General features: G+C 41.6%; 14 protein-coding genes. 3 read left to right on the top strand and 11 right to left on the bottom strand.

Annotation, left to right across the window (positions count from 1 at the left end; translation table 11 throughout):
- The 10 genes from D9603_RS15250 to D9603_RS15205 form a co-directional block, all read right to left on the bottom strand.
- The coding region (locus D9603_RS15250) for a transposase (RefSeq protein WP_128731959.1) at positions 1–766 on the bottom strand (766 nt) is incomplete at its 3' end.
- A gap of 158 nt (positions 767–924) precedes the next feature.
- Positions 925–1,212, bottom strand: a complete 288-nt coding sequence (locus D9603_RS15245; protein WP_128731958.1) for a hypothetical protein — start codon at positions 1,210–1,212, stop codon at positions 925–927.
- A gap of 215 nt (positions 1,213–1,427) precedes the next feature.
- Positions 1,428–2,606, bottom strand: a complete 1,179-nt coding sequence (locus D9603_RS15240) for a cystathionine beta-lyase (protein WP_128731957.1) — start codon at positions 2,604–2,606, stop codon at positions 1,428–1,430.
- 2 nt (positions 2,607–2,608) lie between these two features.
- Entirely contained in the window at positions 2,609–3,511 is a 903-nt protein-coding gene (gene nudC / locus D9603_RS15235; RefSeq protein ID WP_128731960.1) for an NAD(+) diphosphatase, read from the bottom strand.
- 147 nt (positions 3,512–3,658) lie between these two features.
- Positions 3,659–4,453: a glucosamine-6-phosphate deaminase gene (gene nagB, locus D9603_RS15230; protein WP_128731956.1), complete on the bottom strand. Its 795-nt coding sequence runs from the start codon at positions 4,451–4,453 to the stop codon at positions 3,659–3,661.
- Positions 4,454–4,735: 282 nt separating this feature from the next.
- On the bottom strand, positions 4,736–5,869 hold the full coding sequence (locus tag D9603_RS15225) for a DUF5009 domain-containing protein (RefSeq protein ID WP_128731955.1): 1,134 nt from the start codon (positions 5,867–5,869) through the stop codon (positions 4,736–4,738).
- 413 nt (positions 5,870–6,282) lie between these two features.
- The gene (gene nagA, locus D9603_RS15220; RefSeq protein ID WP_128731954.1) at positions 6,283–7,410 is read right to left on the bottom strand and encodes an N-acetylglucosamine-6-phosphate deacetylase; all 1,128 of its coding nucleotides are present in this window, start codon (positions 7,408–7,410) and stop codon (positions 6,283–6,285) included.
- Complete coding sequence (locus tag D9603_RS15215; protein ID WP_125253194.1) at positions 7,410–8,321, bottom strand: BadF/BadG/BcrA/BcrD ATPase family protein; 912 nt, start codon at positions 8,319–8,321, stop codon at positions 7,410–7,412. Before D9603_RS15215 ends, nagA begins: the two co-directional genes overlap by 1 nt.
- Before the next feature lie 317 nt (positions 8,322–8,638).
- Positions 8,639–9,481 carry a 2OG-Fe(II) oxygenase family protein gene (locus D9603_RS15210; protein ID WP_128731953.1) on the bottom strand — a complete coding sequence of 281 codons (843 nt, stop codon included), beginning with the start codon at positions 9,479–9,481 and terminating at the stop codon, positions 8,639–8,641.
- Between the two features lie 383 nt (positions 9,482–9,864).
- Complete coding sequence (locus tag D9603_RS15205; RefSeq protein WP_128731952.1) at positions 9,865–10,986, bottom strand: hybrid sensor histidine kinase/response regulator; 1,122 nt, start codon at positions 10,984–10,986, stop codon at positions 9,865–9,867.
- 103 nt (positions 10,987–11,089) lie between these two features.
- Here D9603_RS15205 and D9603_RS15200 point away from each other — a divergent pair, with 103 nt between their 5' ends.
- Positions 11,090–14,821, top strand: coding sequence for a response regulator (locus D9603_RS15200; RefSeq protein WP_128731951.1), 3,732 nt, complete (start codon positions 11,090–11,092; stop codon positions 14,819–14,821).
- A 392-nt stretch (positions 14,822–15,213) separates the two neighbouring features.
- On the opposite strand, the gene D9603_RS15195 is transcribed toward D9603_RS15200, so the two are convergent.
- Positions 15,214–15,891, bottom strand: a complete 678-nt coding sequence (locus D9603_RS15195; protein ID WP_125253198.1) for a DUF3334 family protein — start codon at positions 15,889–15,891, stop codon at positions 15,214–15,216.
- A gap of 115 nt (positions 15,892–16,006) precedes the next feature.
- On the opposite strand from D9603_RS15195, the gene cmoA reads away from it, so the two are divergent.
- Entirely contained in the window at positions 16,007–16,732 is a 726-nt protein-coding gene (gene cmoA, locus D9603_RS15190; protein ID WP_128731950.1) for a carboxy-S-adenosyl-L-methionine synthase CmoA, read from the top strand.
- Positions 16,733–16,740: 8 nt separating this feature from the next.
- Entirely contained in the window at positions 16,741–17,709 is a 969-nt protein-coding gene (gene cmoB / locus D9603_RS15185; protein WP_125253200.1) for a tRNA 5-methoxyuridine(34)/uridine 5-oxyacetic acid(34) synthase CmoB, read from the top strand.
- Positions 17,710–18,131 lie beyond the last annotated feature (422 nt).

Here is an 18,131-nt window from a genome sequence, read left to right as displayed (position 1 = left end):
CTCGAATACAACGGCCTGTGAGTTCAACCAATTCAATATAGGATTTGAGTTCAAAAGGCAGGCCTTTTGGCATATGTTTTCGTGGGCTGCCCACAAAGCGTAGTAGGTTTTTTGGTTGCTTTCCCATCTTCGCGTGGTCGATGCGTTTTTTGATGCTGGTGTAGTCTGAGGTTTCAGGCGTTGCGGCGATGTTGGATCTAATGGGGTTTAAGTCTACGTAAGCGAGGCAAGCGGCCAATGCAGCCTCGTCCAGTAATGCCTGGGATTTAAACCGTCCTTCCCAAAAACGGCCTGTACAATTATCTTCTTTATTTGCTCGGCGGGCGATGTTTTCGTTAAGCACTCGCATAAACCAGCTAATATCGGCTAGTCTTTCCCTGTATTTATCAACCAGTTCATCTAGTATCAACTGCTCCGACTCATCGATTGACTCACCTTCAGTAAACTTACGGGTGACCCAATTACCTTTAAACAACTTGTGCCATCGTATCACAATCGCTTCATCGGACAGACGCTTCGCCTTGTTGTCATCAACATATAAAACAATGTGAGTATGATTACTCATCACGGCATAAGCACAGACATCAATGCAAAATATGGAAGCCAACATCAATAGCTTTTCTTCAACCCAGTCCCGGCGGTACTCGTATGATTTTCCGGTAAATTTATCTTCGCCACAGAGAAATGCGCGCCTGACGCAACGGGAGATACAGTGATAATATTTGGTGTCGGTTAAACTGATTTGTCTTTTACGGGCAGTTGCCATAGTTTTGTTTCCTCAATCCATTGAGTGCAGAATTAAAGCTTAGGCGGTATATTTAGAGGGTGCAAATTAGTGGTGGGTGTCAGGTTTAAATAGTTGGAGAATTGCGCAGTGCTTAAACCAAAACACAACGCAACAATTATACAAGTCTGTAGTTACTTTTAAGATTTGCTTTCGCATTTTATCGTCTCTTCCCCAAGACGATAGGTATTATTTATCAGCATATAAGTCCCCGAAAGAATTGCGGTAGTAGGAACGAGTATTGGCGTTAAAATAATTCCACTCACGGAATAATACGTATTAGTTTCATCTGCAACATCTACTATCTTTAGGGTTTTTCTATCCGATGAAATCTCGCACTTGTTGGTGTGACCAGTATCTTGAACAGGCATTACTACACAAGCGCTGAGTGAGATTATCGGTAACATAATCAGTCTGTTTAATTTCATCACCTTTCCTTGAATTCAGTTTGCAATACTTTTATGACGTAGCTCTTAGACATATCCACCCTCTGAAAGTTCCCTGTGCTTTACGCTTAAACTGCACCAAACTGGTATTGCTCTCCACAGTTTTCAGTCTTGATCCAAGAGTTATTGTGGCTCAATAAATCCAAGGTACCTCTTTTAAAATGAAGTACCCAATACTGATAAGTTGAGCCGAGGTTTTAAGGTTTACCAAGATTTTGTTCGTAGACCTTAAGTGCGTGTTCTAAATCTTCTATCAAGTCTTCTACGTCTTCAAGACCTATGTGAAGGCGGATAACGGGACCAAGTGTCCAACCTGTGGCTGATCGCAAATACTCCATGGTTTTATTGGCTGTAACCAAACTCTCGTATCCCCCCCATGAAAAGCCCATTTTAAAATGGGATAAGGCATCCAAGAAACGGTTAATCGCTTTTTGGCTACCTTCTTTCATTACAATTGAAAATAAACCATTACTGCCATCAAAGTCGCGCTTGAAAAACTCATGACCGGGGCAAGTTTCAAAAGCTGGGTGTCTAACGTGGTCGACAAGTGGATGTGCGTCAAGCCATTTGGCCACAGTCATTGCCGACTGTTCATGTTGTTTTAATCTCGCGGGCATAGTGCGTAATCCACGCAGCGCTAAATAAGCATCATCTGCGGAGGTACATTGCCCCAATAAATAAGAGTGTTCTCTCAATTCGGGCCAATAACGCTCGTTTGCAACGGCTACGCCCATCATTACATCCGAATGTCCAACAATATATTTTGTTGCTGCTTGAATACTAATATCAACACCGTGGTCAAGTGGCCTAAACTGCCAGCCATTACCCCACGTATTATCAAGCATAGTGATAACGCCACGGCGCTTTGCAACTTCAACCATCGCTGGCACATCTTGTACTTCCATCGTGATTGAACCTGGAGACTCTAAGAACAACACTTTGGTATTGTCTTGAATTAACGCGTCAATACCAGCGCCAATCATTGGATCATAGTAGGTGGTCTCTATTCCGTAACCCTTCAGTAACTTGTCACAGAGATCTCTGGTGGGTTCATAAGCGGTATCCACCATCAGTAGATGGTCTCCGGCTTTCAAGAACGACAAGAGCGATTGTGCAATTGCTGCTGCCCCACACGGGTACAAGGCACAACCCGCGCCATTTTCAAGCTCTGCAATGGCATCTTGCAAAGCAAAATGGGTGTTGGTGCCTCGCCGACCATAAAACAGTGTACGATGGCCACGACCTTTTATTGCTTCTTGCATTTCAGCAACGCTTTCAAACACTACAGTCGAAGCGCGCTGAACGACTGGATTTACCACCCCTGCTGTATATTCTGCTTTTCTTCCAGCAGCAACAATTTTTGTATGCTTTTTCATAATTACTCTTCTGGTTGTGCACGCCAGTATTCAACTAAATATCTGGAGATAGAGTCTTCTCTGGTCAGTTTATAGCCGGGCTTGGTATCGCCCCACTCTGAAAATGTATTAAGCTCCGCCCGTGAAAACCATCTAGCCTGCTCAAGCTCATCTTGCTCCACGAAGATTTCTGTGGTTTTCGCTTTTGCGATAAATCCGAGCATAAGTGAAGACGGAAATGGCCATGGCTGCGAGGCAATATAAGTGGCATCGTATGCTTCAACTCCCGCTTCTTCCATCACTTCCCTTATTACTGCTTGCTCTAAAGTCTCCCCCGGATCCACAAACCCCGCCAGTGTTGAAAATACGCCCTCAGGCCAAATGGCCTGACGACCCAATAAGCAGCGTTCAATACCATCGGGGAATACATGCGTTACAAGCATGATAACGGCAGGATCTGTACGGGGAAACGTCATATGTCGACATTCTGGATTCACACAGCGCCTTGCATGACCTGCTTCAACCATTTTATTAGGTTGTCCACAGCGCCCACAAAAACAGTGGGTTTTATGCCAGTAACATAAGCCCCGAGCGAGCACTCCTATCGAGCCTTGCTGTTTTGGCAAATTGCGACCTACCTGACGCATGTCGATAAACTCAGACTCAGCATCAATAAAAGAAAGTTTGTCTCGTTGCTTAGAAACATCAAGAGCAAAGTAACTGTGCGATTCATCACGACCTAAAAATATCGCATCTTGAAGTGCTAAGTCACAAACATCTGCTCGAGAAAGATAATGTAATGCGTTAGCTTGAGTGTGCACTAAATTTGCGTCGTCTTGAATTAATAGCCAGCGACTGTTATCGCCCATTTGGGACAATAACCAATTTTTATCTTTTCGTTCGTTAGATGCTCTGTCTAACGTCATTTGAGTGTAATACAACAAGCCCCTATTCCCTCATTTCTCGGACCAAATTAGCCATCTCTTAGAGAGATTAAAACTAACACAGCGCAAAGATGCTGGCAAAAAAAAAGCCCATAAATGGGCTTTCGAAAACTACAGTGTGATTTCACACTACAGAGAGGCAAGATAATCCAGCAACTTTTGATTCTCGTTTTCAATATGCTTATAAAACTCAATGTCTTTTAGCTTAGATGCCGCAGCTTCATCAATAACGATCACTGCATCTCGGTGCATTTGTAGCGCTGAGGCCGGACATGCGGCAGTTAACGGCCCCTCTACCATCGCAACAACCGCATCAGCTTTGTTTTCACCGGTTGCTAGCAACACTACCTTTTTAGCATCTAAAATAGTGCCAATACCCATTGTGATGGATAAATGTGGCTGGTACTCATCAGCTTTAAAAAATCGTGCATTATCATCAATTGTTGCTTTCGTTAGGGTCTTTACGCGAGTACGTGAAGTTAATCCTGACGATGGCTCATTAAAGCCAATGTGGCCATTTCTGCCAATGCCTAAAAGCTGTACATCAATTCCACCAGCTGACTTAATATGCGCTTCATACTCGCCGCACGCCGTAATTGGATTTTTTGCGTCACCTGGGGGAACGTGCGTATTACTTTTATCAATATTGATATGGTCAAACAGCTGCTGCTGCATAAAATATCGATAACTTTGTGGATGTGAGCCATCTAAACCTAAATATTCATCTAGGTTAAAACTGGTAACTTCAGCAAAACTAATTTCATTTGCTTGATTACGCTTAATTAATTCTTGATACAAAGCTACTGGTGTTGAACCAGTTGCTAATCCCAACACAGAGTTAGCTTTACGCTTTAGTTGCGTTGTAAAAATGTCTGCACCATATGCTGCCACTTCGGCAGCGTCTTTTAAAATGACTACTTGCATACGATTAACCAAATGTTGAGATGATTAGAATAAAATGGGATCTGAACCCTGTCTCGCGTGCAATCAAGACAAGGCCAGATCGAACCTAATTGGGATACACAGCATTAGGTTATTACCATTATGACAACGCTGTCATTATTATCAGAAATAATTCTCTTGTAAAGCAAAAGTGAAAAAAAACATGGATATTTTTTACGCTATACATTCAGCAGGTATAAAAAAGCCCACAATCGTGGGCACTTTTACTAAATAATCTTAGCTGCGGATAATCACCGAGGGCCGCTACACACTTACAAAAATACGGCGTTTATACATCCAGTGAAGCACCAGAAGTTGCACTGCCAATAACGTACAAACAGCCATTAGCGGCTGCCATGCAGCTGGTACAGCAGTAATAACCCCACCAAACACACTCTTACTAATAAAGCTCCAGTCTACTAAACTCGACGCCAAATAAATAATAATCGAGTTGGCTCCAATAATAACAAAGGGATACGCCCAGCGCTGAAAATTCAATATATCTACAACCGCATAAAATACTGCTAACAGGATCGCGCTCCAGCCCACGGTTACGAGCACAAATGAACTCGTCCACAACTCTTTATTAACAGGAAACTGCATATCCCAAATCCAACCTAGTGCTAACGCAACGATCCCAGAGCCTGCTAGAATAGCTACCGTTTTCCACTCACCTTGAGTGTGTGCATTAGCAATTGCACGACCTGCAAATACCCCTGCGATAGCATTAACGATGGCAGGTAAACTAGATAGCACACCTTCTGGGTCAACCGGACGATTTTGATAACTGATCCCTGGAAGTAAATACGTGTCGATAAACGCATTCCAACTACCCACACCGTTTGCACTTAAGTCGCCGGCTTGTCCACCGGGGACAGGAATGAAGCAAAGCAAAATCCAATAGAATAACAATATACCAATACCTACATAGGCCAATGTTCGCAAGCTAGTGTGCCAAACCAGTAAAGCACAAAAGAACCAAGCAAACGCGATCCGACCTAAAACACTCGCGTAACGAACGCTTTCTGGATCCATTGGGATCCCCGTACCCCAACCATGATTATATAGCACGCCAAAACCACACAGTAATAAGAGGCGCTTCAGTGCTTTGATATAAAACGGTTGACGCTCTTTAAAAGGTAGATGATCAATACGCTTGGGCGATAAGCCCATCGCTACACCTGATAAAAAGATAAATAGTGGAAAGATAAGATCATAAAAAGTAAAACCATGCCAGGGGCTGTGGATCGTATGTGCTTCGAAAGCTTTCCACCCTTGCCATCCGGTCAATACAAATAGTGCAGCAAAAATTGACTGGCCACCTAAGATCCAGAACATATCCATGCCACGCAAGGCGTCTAAAGACGCAAGTCGCTTTGGTTTATTATTAGTTGCCATAGTTATTTATCCGTTTGAAACATAACGATGGGTAGCTCAATCAAACTAACCGACTGACTGTAAGGTGTATTCACAATGCGTGTAATCGCTATCCCACCATAAAGTAAATCGAAGCGATACCAATCGTTATCTTAGTTAAGCTTACTATTTTGAGACGAAAAGAACTTGTCTATAACTAAGCAAAAATCTTGCTATTTAGTTGTTCTAGATAAGAAGCTTTAACGAAGTTAGCGACCGATTTACGTCTGCAAACTTAGTAAGTATTAAGACTAATTGGTTTACCAGCTCTAGTTATTGAACCATCCATATCGAATATCGGCTAAACATAAAAAACAAAGCCCCGCGATACAGCTGCGGGGTTTTATCAGGGAAATCTACAAGGTCATTTCGCCCATGAATCATTTACAAAACAGTTATATCACCTGCCCTGCGATATAGGTCTGCTCAACAAGCAAGTTACGTCTATCGAGTACCACAAAGTCGGCATCAGCACCCGATCTTAGATGCCCTTTTTGTGATAAACCAAGATACTGTGCAGGATATAGGGAAGCCATACGTAAACTCTCAGCTAGGCTCACGTTAAGCGTATTGACAGTATTACGTACCGCACTTGCCATATCTAATACGCTGCCTGCAAGCTCTCCTGTTGTTGAGTTTAAACGATCGCCTGTACGGATCACTTTCCTACCATCAAAAAAGTCAAACTCGGTGTCATCTGTACCAACAGGTGGCATAGCATCTGTCACAAGCATTACTTTACCGCGCTGCTTAGTACGAATGGCAAGCTGTGCGGACAATGGGTGCACATGATGACCATCAACAATCAAACCACACCAGCTATTGTCATCCCATAGCGCCGCTCCAACCACACCAGGTTCGCGTGAGGTAAATGCGGACATTGCATTAAAAAGGTGAGTAAACCCATCTACACCAACGTTAAGTGCTGCATTTGCTGTTTCGTAATCTGCATTTGAATGCCCAATACACACTTTTACGCCAAGTGCAATCAAACGTTCAATGTCGCTAAGAGGAACAGTTTCAGGTGCCAAAGTAACCATCTTGATCCCTAAATCTTGACGGCCGTATACAGTAAATTCTTCCTCTGAGATTGGCCGAATAAACTGTTCGCTGTGAGTGCCTTTCTTAGGATGAGACAAATGAGGACCTTCAAAGTGGATCCCAAGCACACCTGATTGACCCGCTGCAATAGCCTGTGCAGTGGCGTCGGCGGCTTGCTGCATCACTTCAATTCTATCTGTGATAAGTGTAGGCATCAGCCCTGTAGAGCCAAATTTCCCATGTGCACTGACTATTTTTTCTAGACACTCTGTGGATTGCTCTGCATTAAAAAATGCGCCACCACCACCGTTAACTTGAACATCAATAAAACCAGGTACAACTAGTCCTGATAATGTCAAAGCATCGATCATCTGCGATTCATTAACATGTTCAATTCGACCTTTATTTACACTGAAGTAAACATCTTTCCTAAAACTTTCGCCATCAAAAAGCTCTGGAGCAAAGTAACATTGAGTCGTCATTAGTTCGCCTTTTGTAATTCTTGACCTGCACTTTGAATAGCAAAGTAAATAGCCCCCATTTCAGGCGGCTGCTTAGGTAGTTGGACTTGCTTTGCGATTTCTGGGTCAAGCCAAGCTTGTAATGGTTCAGATAACCCACCGATCATAGACAATCTGGGTGGATTCAGTTCAAGCAGACGCTTCGCCAAGCGGCTGATATACCCTGCACCAGACTTCACTATTGAAAGTGCGATGTCATCGTTTTGCTTAGCCTGATCTAATACATATCGGGCAAGTTTTGCATAGCCACTTGAAGGTTGCCCTGCCATTTGCTCTGCAATTCCCATCGCATCTTTAGCACTGAAATGATCTAATAATACTTGGCTCAACGTTGTTTTCTCACCTAATCCATCAAGATCAAGTAAGGCAGCTTTAACTGCTTCTAGCCCCATCCATGCGCCACTGCCCATATCGCCTTGAGCAAAACCATGTCCACCATAGTTGACCGTTTTGCCATTGACCAAAGCAAAACCACAAGAACCGGTCCCCGTAATAATGACCGCACCATCACTACCTTCATGTGCCCCAATACATGCAGTATGTAAATCAGTGGTAAGAAACATCTGTTTAAATGGATGTTCCCACTGCATAATCTTGTCATACAGCAGCGGCAAGTTAACACCTGCGAGACCAAGGCCGGCATTAAGTTCATGAACCTGCTCAACACGAAGTCCCGCATCTTGTAATGCCATTTGAGTCGATACCATAATAGATTCAAGTGTGCGCTCTAATCCATGTAAGGGATTAGCAGGGCCTCCCAGACCGGTACCCAAAATGCCATGTTGAAGAGAATAAATAGTTGCACGGCACTTTGTTCCACCACCATCGACACCGATGTATAGTTGGTCTTGGTTAACCTGTTTAGCCATCATGTAAAGACCCCTACTCTATTCTGGATTACACCACGTTATTATTTTCGTTAGACGCGGTTTTTTATTCATGTTGAATTGATGTTACACAACAAATGACAGCGTTGTCATTATTTTTTTCAAGAAATTTATTCATTTTGAAAAAATGAATATTGCATAGTTTGAGCAAATTGTCAGGGAAAAACAGCAAAAATTACAGAAATAATATAACCGAGGATGAGAAATTAGAGAAAGAAATGACTTCAGCCTTTCGAGTGAAAAACCAAAGTGGCACTAGGCAAAGCTAGCACCACTGAGTAGTGTTACGCTCAAAACAGAGGTTATTTAACACCTAGCTCTTTCAAACGTTCTTGTAAGTAACTATCAGCCGTGTATCGTTCTGATAACACTACATCTGGTCTTGGGTGCAAGAACAGTGGCAGTGAAATACGTGACTTAGTCGATGCTTTGCCTGTTGGATTGATCACTCGGTGAATAGTAGAAGGGAAATACCCACCAGATGCTTCTTGTAGCATATCACCAATATTAATGATCAATGAACCAAAATCACATGGCACATCTAACCAACTGCCATCTTGTCTTTGTACCTGTAGACCTGGCTCATTTGCTGCAGGAAGCACGGTTAATAGATTAATGTCTCCATGAGCGGCTGCACGAATAGCACCGGGCTCTTCGTCACCTGTCATTGGCGGATAATGAAGAATACGCAATAACGTTTGCTCTGATTGACTGATCATGTCTTTTAGATCAATCGAAAACTTTGCTCTTACTTCTTCTGGTGCCTCTGATTGAACCCAGCTTAATAACGTTTGGGCAAACTCATTCGCCAAACGATAATATTCACGGATCTCAGCTTCTAATTGAGCTGGTACTTGACCTTTTGGATATACATGAAAGTATTCTTTAATATCTTTCACGGTAAAGCCTTTTGCTACTTCTGACACCTCTGGTGGAAAGTAACCGTCTTGTGTTTCTTTATTAAAAAGAAATTGATGCTTTTCTTCTGAATTAAAAAATTCTTGCCAATTTTTGTAGATTGACTCAACCAACTCTTGAGGGATTGGATGATTCTTTAATACACCAAAACCGGTATTTCTTAATGACTCTACAAATTCTTTCGCAGCATTTGGCGATTGATAGTCTACGGTAGGTAACTGTTGCATAATGGTTCCACCAAAATTATTAGTAATTCATGGTTATTTACCTAAACACATTGTTTCGGTAAATAACGCACTTCCCGTGTCATCTCAACACTGCGTACCTAGTAGAAGGTAAGGCGTATGTTATCGGGTCTGTTAACCTAGGGGTTTATGCTTGAGGGGTAAATCAAATCTTACCTCTCAAAACAGCAACAGCAAAGGCTAAAAAAGCCCTTATACGATCGTGTTGTCGATAATTCTTAGATAAGTCAGTGACGCTAATTCAATACATAGCAGGTGACTTTTCCAGATTACGTTTTAACAGCGAGCGAGCTTATTGAATTAGCGGCGATGACATAAGGACTTATGTCCGCTTTTCCTAATAGAGCTCACTACTTTGACACAGATCAATCACAATCAGGTGCACTAACCGGAATACGGATCCGCCACTCCAATCCTAGTGGAGTATTATCTACGTCAAATTCGCCTTGTAACGCCCCTGAAATCAAGTTAGCAGTTAAATTGGCGCTCAATCCAACATGTCCAGCGTTACCTCGTTTTGTCGTAATAAAAGGTTTAAGGAGTTCAGTTGTTGAAATACCTTTTAGGCCCACGCCATAGTCAATATAAGAAATATGAAGCAGCTCACCAAGGTGTTGACAGCTAATTGTGACGCTATGTTCAGGTGAACACCACGCGTGTGCTATCGAGTTTTCAATTAGATTCTCAAACACTTCAAGTAACGCCTGACCATCAAGATATAAATTAGCTACGATTTCTGTAATAAATTCGATTTTAACATTCTGTTTCGAAAAACTGTTGCGTAAGCGGTTCTCAATATCAAACAGCTTTGTAGGCGCACGAACACAGTCCCTTTCTGATTGCGATATTGATTTTAGTAGGCTGACAAATTTTGCTACTTTCTCTAAATTGCGTATACACAACTCGCAACTTTCTTTCATTTGCTCAAAACCATCAACTAAATGTGCTTGTGTCAGCGTTTGTGATGTCAATGCTTGTTGTAAGTTTTGTGCTATCTCTTTTAAATAGCTAGACGAGGTAATACTTGTGCCAAGTGGTGTGTTGAGTTCATGTGCAATACCTATCATCATCTGATTAATAGTGTTCGATAACTGTTGTTTAACCGCTAATTTTTGCGCCTCAATCAATTTAAATTGGGTGTTAACTCGCGCTATGATCTCACTTGGCTTGTACGGCTTGGTGATGTAATCCACGCCACCTACGGAAAGTGCTTGAACTAAACTCTCACTGTCTTCGTAAGCGCTAACAAAGACAACTGGAATGCCGGCTGTCACTGCGTTCGATTTCAACGTTTTACAGAGCTCGATGCCAGACATATTTGGCATTTTAATGTCGGTGACTATTAAGGCTGGATGATGTTTCTTAACGATGCTGAGGGCAATATCTCCGCCCCTTGCCGCTAGCACTTTAAACCCCTCTTTACGGAGAATAAGTTGTAATACTTGGAGGTTTTCCGGCATATCATCAACAATTAAAATATCAGCCATTCACGTTACCTACTCCCTGAACAGGACACTTTTAACAGCATAGCTTGAGAAATCATATATCGCGACTATGGTTAAATATAAATTCACGCATAAATAATAGCTTATGTCTTCAAAAGCGTTACTAAGTTGGATCGCCCTATTCGCTTTGTTAGGCGTACTTGGCGGCGCAGCTTTGCTCTTTCACGCCACTACATCACAGCGCATGATTGCAGACGATTTGAGGACTTCCTATCAAAACCATTTATCGCTAGAGATGTACGTAAAAGAACGGGATACAAAATGGCTAGATAATCTGAAATTTCCAAAAAGACCCCCTACGCCTTTTATGCTGGATCAGCTATACGAAGCACAAAAAAGTTTAGCTTCTCACTTCGCTTCTGATCCTCAGGCACAACTTAGCTTCCCTGAGACATATAGACTCGCCATAGACAAGCTGCCGATATTGGCAAACACTGAGATTGAAAAAGTACATAATCAACAACTTCAATTACTGATTGCCGTCTCGTTAACTATCTTTTTTGTTGCCGTCTGTTTAGCGGCTTTTATTTGGTATATGAGAGCCAAGCATTTTTCACCGTTATACAGCATAATCAGAAGCTTACAAAACCAATCCGAACGGGCTGATACACTTGATTTGGCCTTCTCCAAGGGGGATGTTGAAATCCAAGAACTGATCCGTTCGATTCATCAGACTACCGCTACACAAAATCAAAAGTTACGTTCAGCTGCAATAATCGAAAGGTATAATAGAGAACTAAAATCAATCACAGGCTCAAGCGCAATTGTTGAGCACGCGCTCTCATTTATTGCCAACGAGTTTAATTCACCTTGTACTGCTTTATATATACACCAAGATGCTCAAACCTTTTCTTTGTGCCGCGCACATGGAGTTACGCTGGATTATTCTGTAATTGAATCAAGTTTAACTCAGTGTGCCTATCAAAACACATCTCAAATACTTATCGAGCCGTTGTGGCTTAAAGCAAAGCATCTTGAGATAAAAATACAAGGGCGCTATACCTTGCCGTTGACAATAAATAACCAAGTTGTTTATGTGATTTTTATCGGTAGTGCAGAGACGTTAAGTGAGAGTCAATTTGATGCTTTGGAGTATCTCTGTAAAGACTTAAGTTTGGCTTTGGTCATTAACGAAAATATGGAGAAACAACAAAAAACAGAGTCCGCCTTGGGCGAGCAGTTAGAACTCACTCATCACATCATAAATGCCATCCCAAACCCCACATACTACCGTTCTACTGAAGGTGTATTTATGGGTATTAACAAAGCATTTTTAACTCTCCTTGACCAATTTGAAGTTGATGTTATTGGTGCCAGGATAGACGAAGTGTTTGATTTAGGGGTAGCTAGTTTATTTGAATCGAAAGCCGCTGAAATCATTCATTCATCACACGAGCAAACCTATGAAGTGTTATTACTAGATGGTCAAGAAAACGCGCGCGAATTAATCGTATACGAAGCGCCATTTTTCAATGAGGATGGCGATGTAATAGGTATCGTGGGTATGTACTTAGATGTTTCAGAGCGTAATCAATTACAGCGTGAGCTCATTGAAGCAAAAGACTCTGCACAACATTCAGCAAAAGCAAAAAGCGAGTTCTTGGCAAATATGAGCCATGAAATAAGAACACCGATGAATGCAATTATAGGGATGTCCCATTTGGCATTATCGGGCGAATTAAGCGCAAAACAGCATGATTATATCTCTAAAATAGATGTTGCTGCTAAACAGCTACTGCGGCTTATTAACGACATTCTAGATTTCTCAAAAATAGAAGCAGGTAAAGTAGAACTAGAATACCAAGCTTTTTCAACTGAAAAATTACTCGATAGTGTTGCCACTATTATCGGCGTAAAAGCACAAGAGAAACAACTAGAGTTAGTTTTTGATGTCGACTCTCAAGTGCCTTATTGTGTAATTGGCGACCAATTTAGATTAAGCCAAGTCCTTATCAACCTCGCAGGGAATGCTGTCAAGTTTACCGACAAAGGTGAAGTGGTGATCCGAGTAACTTTGGTGAGTTGCACCACTACGCTTGCCAAAATAAAGTTCAGTGTTAAAGACTCTGGTATTGGGATGAACAAACGCCAACAGAGAAACTTATTCCAATCATTTTCTCAAGCCGATAATTCAATTACGAGGAAATATGGTGGTACTGGTTTAGGCCTAACTATTTCACAACAACTAGTCAAACTCATGGGAGGAGAGATCTACGTAGAAAGTGAAGAAGGTATTGGCTCCGAGTTCTATTTTACCCTAGAAATGGAGATTAGCGATGAGATTAATAAAACAAAACCCCTCTCTAACTACTTATCAAAATCAACAGCCATCATCATCGATGACAACCAACATGCACTAGATGTGTTAGGCGGCATGCTGAAAAACTTTGGAATGCAGATCAGTGCTTACCAAGATCCCAATAAAGCGCTGAACCACTTTATACTAACCAAGGAGCAGCCGGACCTTATTTTTGTTGACTGGCACATGCCAAAATTAGATGGTATAGAATTAATTAGCAAAATTCACTCTCAACTTGTTGAGTTAAAAAGTAAAATAATTTTGGTCACGGCTTACGGACGAGAGTTGCACCTGACAGACACCCAGGCAAGTTTAGTTGATGGCGTGTTATTGAAGCCAATAAATCCATCAAACCTTATCGATATCATACAAACAGCACTTTTTGGTTCAACCACAGTAAGGGGAAACGTTGTCGAAAAAGCGCAATCCATACCTAATGATGCGTTACAGGGAATTGTGATCTTAGTCGCCGAAGACCAACCTGTAAATCAAGAAATTGCAGTTGAAATACTGTCAAATTTTGGTGCAGATGTCGTAGTTGCGGATAATGGCAAAGAAGCGATTGAGCGACTTAAAAGCAAGCACATTAATATTGTGCTAATGGATATGCAAATGCCAATAATGGATGGTATCACTGCTACGCAAAAGATCAGAAAAGAGTATGATAAAGACACCTTACCTGTGCTGGCGATGACGGCAAATGCAATGGAAGAGGACATACAAATTTGTATTGATGCTGGAATGAATGATCACGTAACCAAACCCATTGACGTGAAGCAATTAGTAGAGCGTATTTTACAATACACACAAGTCAACCACTCGCTACCACCACTTGAGCCAAGCAATCTACAAAACGACATCGTGACCACGACATCAACTTTGGTATCAGAGGAAACTATTGAATTTAACGGTATTGATGTTTCAGAAGGTATTGCCCGCGCTGCCGGAAATCAAAAAGTTTATTTTGATATTCTTGAAAAGTTTCTTTCACAGCAAGTTGAAGAGCTCATCAATTTAAAACAAGCATTGGCAATAGAAAATTTGGAACTTGCACAAAGTATGCTTCACGCCTTAAAAGGCGCAAGTGCTAATTTATCTATTGTAAAATTAGTCACTGAATTCAAAAAAATTGAATCCTCACTTGATATTAACCCACCTAAAGCACAAGAAATAGATGAGCTTATCAAGTACGTAAAATATGCGCTGGGGCAATGTCAGTTACGTCGCAAGCAAGATAAAGTAATAGAATCGGAGGCCACTAACAGCGTGACGAAGAGCGAGAATAGTCAGCTAGAGGAGCTAATACAATTGGCTAGAGCACTGAGAGATTACGATACCCAAGCGACTGAGTTAGTCGATACCATAACGGCCAGTAGCTATTTATCGGAGGTAGAGTTACAGAAGCTAAAAACGGCTATTGCACGCTTCGAGTTTAATGAGGCATACATGATGTTAACGTCAATAAAGCGTGTTGAGGAAGCTAAAGACTTAAATATCGATAAGGGCTCCGTCCACTAATTCAACAATCCAATTATTACTTCTGCGCCCTCTACTGCATTAAGCCAAACAAGGGAGAAAACTGAAAAAGGCTAAAGACTTACTACTTCAGCCTAAGGCACAGCAAACAGTACATCTGCCAATATAACTCAGCATTAAAAGCACTTTTATCGAGAGCTTAACACCTCAGCCAAAACATAGCCCAAAAAAAGCATAGATGACTATTCAGTCTGACATTTGAGTGAGTAATGACAAGAGCCATTACCTCATCAAACTTGTTTGACTGCTATATAATGCTTTGCAATCGTGCAACCCAGCCACCATAGGCGCAGCTACATACGTAATGACATGTGCATCTTTATGGTAACTTGGCCGCAGAGTCTACACAGCAACAATAAAAAAATGCTACCCGTTTACAGACCTAATTGATCCATAAAATCATCATCAGCAGTGTCTTGCTCCTGTGCAGCTTTTGTTGACGTCTTTTTATCCGCTTGACTTGCAATGATATCATCTGGGTCTACAGACTCTGCAATGTCAAAGTCGTGAAGTTTAATAAACTCAGTCTTATCCATCGCTAACTCAAGATAGAAAATATTTTGACCTTGCGTGGTAAAAGTAACACGTCGCGCTTGCGGTCGATCCATGGTCGTATCAACTGAGATTTGTACTTGTTTATTAATCGCCATCATCTTGGGCTGGTTTTGTGTGATAGATGTATGTAGCTGCTCGCGAACCTTGTTAGTAAAATCACCAACAATTTGATTCATCAGCTCACCTAAAACATTTGCAACATCATCTGACAAATGGCTATGTGCAATTTCGTCTTCAGGCATACCCATGTTACGCATATAGTCAGTATAAACTTCCATCGCAGCTTGCGCCGTAAAATTGGTCACAACTAAACCGGTAAATCCACCATCAAACAGTACAAAGCAGCCAATATCTGGTCTCATACAAGTACGGGTAATCTTTTGTACCATTGCAGAATAGCTTATTTGATTGCCGCTTGCCGACGACAGCACTTCTGTTACCGAGTGGCATAGAGTTGAAAGAATATCTTCTGTGCTAATCACTTTGTTTTTCGCCATTTTTTATCTCATATTTACTTCTTATCATTAATAGTAGCCAAGCTACTGAATTTATCACTGACTATCCAGCATAAAATGCTAAAATAGCGAGATTATTTTCAAAGAGAGATTTGATGTGACGGGCAAAGACAGTATTTATGCCACTGAGCAAGCAGTAAAAGACTTTACTTTTGACGAAAATGTTGTCGAAGTATTTCCAGACATGATCCAGCGATCCGTGCCTGGATATGCAACGATAGTCAGTACAATGGGTAAACTTGCTGGTGCATATACACAAAGCAACTCCAATTTATATGACTTAGGATGCTCTTTAGGTGCAGTAACATTAAGTATGCGCAGAAACATCGACAAAGAAAATTGTCACATTATCGCTGTAGATAATTCTGCGCCAATGACTGAACGCTGTAAACTTCACTTAAAAGGCTTTAAATCTGATGTGCCCGTCTCTGTCATTTTAGGCGACATTAATGAAATAGAAATTAATAACGCCTCGGTGGTTGCGATGAATTTCACGCTACAGTTTATTCCACCAGAAAACCGCAATGTGGTGCTTGAGAAGATATATCAGGGCCTAAAACCCGGTGGTGTATTACTATTGAGCGAAAAAATTCGTGGGGAAAATGACATTAAAGACAATTTATTGATCGATCTCCATCATGACTTTAAACGTCACAATGGCTATTCCGAATTGGAAATCAGCCAAAAGCGTACAGCGATTGAAAACGTGATGCGCACAGACTCTTTGAGCACACATTTGACAAGATTAGAAGATATTGGCTTTAGTCAAACTCAAGTCTGGTATCAATGTTTTAACTTCTGCTCACTGGTAGCTATAAAATAGAGGCAATTATGAATCATTGGTTTACTGACTTTTACGCTACCATAGCAAAGACACCACTGAGCCATTGGCTCGAAACACTTCCTGCGCAGCTAAGTCATTGGCAAAAAGAAGCACAGCATGGAGACTGGCCAAAATGGGAAAAAGTACTTAAAAACTTACCTGACATTTCTACTTCGCATGTCAACATCACTACAAAAGTTGAAATTGGCACGGTAGAAGAAATCAGCGAAGGTCACCAAAAGCAACTGACACACCTTCTTAAGCGTATGATGCCTTGGAGAAAAGGGCCATTTCACCTGCATGGTATACATATTGACACAGAATGGCGCAGTGATTGGAAGTGGGATAGATTGTTACCACACATTAGCGATTTAAAAGGCCGCAATGTGCTAGATATTGGGTGTGGCTCAGGCTACCACCTTTGGCGTATGCGTGGTGAAGGTGCAGAACTGGTTGTCGGTATAGATCCATCTGACCTATTTCTATGTCAATTTCAAACTATCAAGCACTATAATCCAGACCCTAATGTTCACCTATTACCGCTTGGTGTAGAGCAATTGCCAGAGCTTAAAGCCTTTGATACCGTTTTTTCGATGGGTGTCTTGTATCACCGTCGTTCCCCGATTGATTTTTTAGCTCAGCTTAAGGCTCAACTACGCAAAGGCGGCGAGTTGGTACTAGAAACTCTCGTCGTTGAAGGGGATGTTAACACGGTATTGGTGCCCACCGATCGTTACGCAAAAATGCGTAACGTATGGTTTATTCCAAGTTGTGATGCACTAACCTTATGGCTGGAGCGAGTTGGCTTCAAAGACATTAAAGTTGTTAACCGGGATGTGACGTCATTGGACGAGCAGCGCCAGACCCCATGGATGGAAACAGAGTCGCTTGCTGACTTTTTAGACCCTGATGACCCAAGCAAAACGATAGAAGGCTATCCGGCTCCACTTCGCGCTATTTTTACTGCTAAGGCGTAAGGAAGTTAATGTGCAAATTTGCCTAGCCTGCATTCTGCAGGTTAGGTAAGCTATGATATTTAGCTCTACAAAACAATAAGCTCCAATGTGTTTATCGTTGTAATAGCTTACAAATCAACCTCCCCCCTTTAATCCAAGCGAAGCTGTTGCACCCCACCCAAGCTCAGTATTTTAGATTGACCGTTAATATTGATAGTAAGATATGTCGAACTACACTATATGTAATAAGTAACCAACATTTTGGACAATAGGTGAGCAGGCTTACTTTTATCGCTCATCGAACATACTACCGCATCCATTTATAAAACCGGCACTGTAATGGCTATTCATCAATAGTACCCGAGCAGTGGCTAAAAAAGCCTGAGAGTTTGGGGAACAGTTAATCCTAGCTTTGAAGCAAGCGAGAAGTAATCCGTAAAAAA

This window comes from Pseudoalteromonas sp. PS5 (assembly GCF_004103255.1).
In the GTDB taxonomy this organism is placed as follows: Bacteria; Pseudomonadota; Gammaproteobacteria; order Enterobacterales; family Alteromonadaceae; genus Pseudoalteromonas; species Pseudoalteromonas peptidolytica.
Note: the sequence above shows the minus strand (reverse complement) of the source record. Positions and strands in the feature narration are given on the sequence as shown.

Excerpts from the sequence above, each read along its gene's own strand:
- D9603_RS15225 (WP_128731955.1), bottom strand. The coding sequence starts at position 5,869 with ATGGCAACTAATAATAAACCAAAGCGACTTGCGTCTTTAGACGCCTTG.
- D9603_RS15195 (WP_125253198.1), bottom strand. The coding sequence starts at position 15,891 with ATGGCGAAAAACAAAGTGATTAGCACAGAAGATATTCTTTCAACTCTA.
- nagA (WP_128731954.1), bottom strand. The coding sequence starts at position 7,410 with ATGACGACTCAATGTTACTTTGCTCCAGAGCTTTTTGATGGCGAAAGT.
- cmoB (WP_125253200.1), top strand. The coding sequence starts at position 16,741 with ATGAATCATTGGTTTACTGACTTTTACGCTACCATAGCAAAGACACCA.
- D9603_RS15210 (WP_128731953.1), bottom strand. The coding sequence starts at position 9,481 with ATGCAACAGTTACCTACCGTAGACTATCAATCGCCAAATGCTGCGAAA.
- nagB (WP_128731956.1), bottom strand. The coding sequence starts at position 4,453 with ATGCAAGTAGTCATTTTAAAAGACGCTGCCGAAGTGGCAGCATATGGT.
- D9603_RS15245 (WP_128731958.1), bottom strand. The coding sequence starts at position 1,212 with ATGAAATTAAACAGACTGATTATGTTACCGATAATCTCACTCAGCGCT.
- D9603_RS15200 (WP_128731951.1), top strand. The coding sequence starts at position 11,090 with ATGTCTTCAAAAGCGTTACTAAGTTGGATCGCCCTATTCGCTTTGTTA.
- D9603_RS15205 (WP_128731952.1), bottom strand. The coding sequence starts at position 10,986 with ATGGCTGATATTTTAATTGTTGATGATATGCCGGAAAACCTCCAAGTA.
- D9603_RS15215 (WP_125253194.1), bottom strand. The coding sequence starts at position 8,321 with ATGATGGCTAAACAGGTTAACCAAGACCAACTATACATCGGTGTCGAT.
- nudC (WP_128731960.1), bottom strand. The coding sequence starts at position 3,511 with ATGACGTTAGACAGAGCATCTAACGAACGAAAAGATAAAAATTGGTTA.
- D9603_RS15240 (WP_128731957.1), bottom strand. The coding sequence starts at position 2,606 with ATGAAAAAGCATACAAAAATTGTTGCTGCTGGAAGAAAAGCAGAATAT.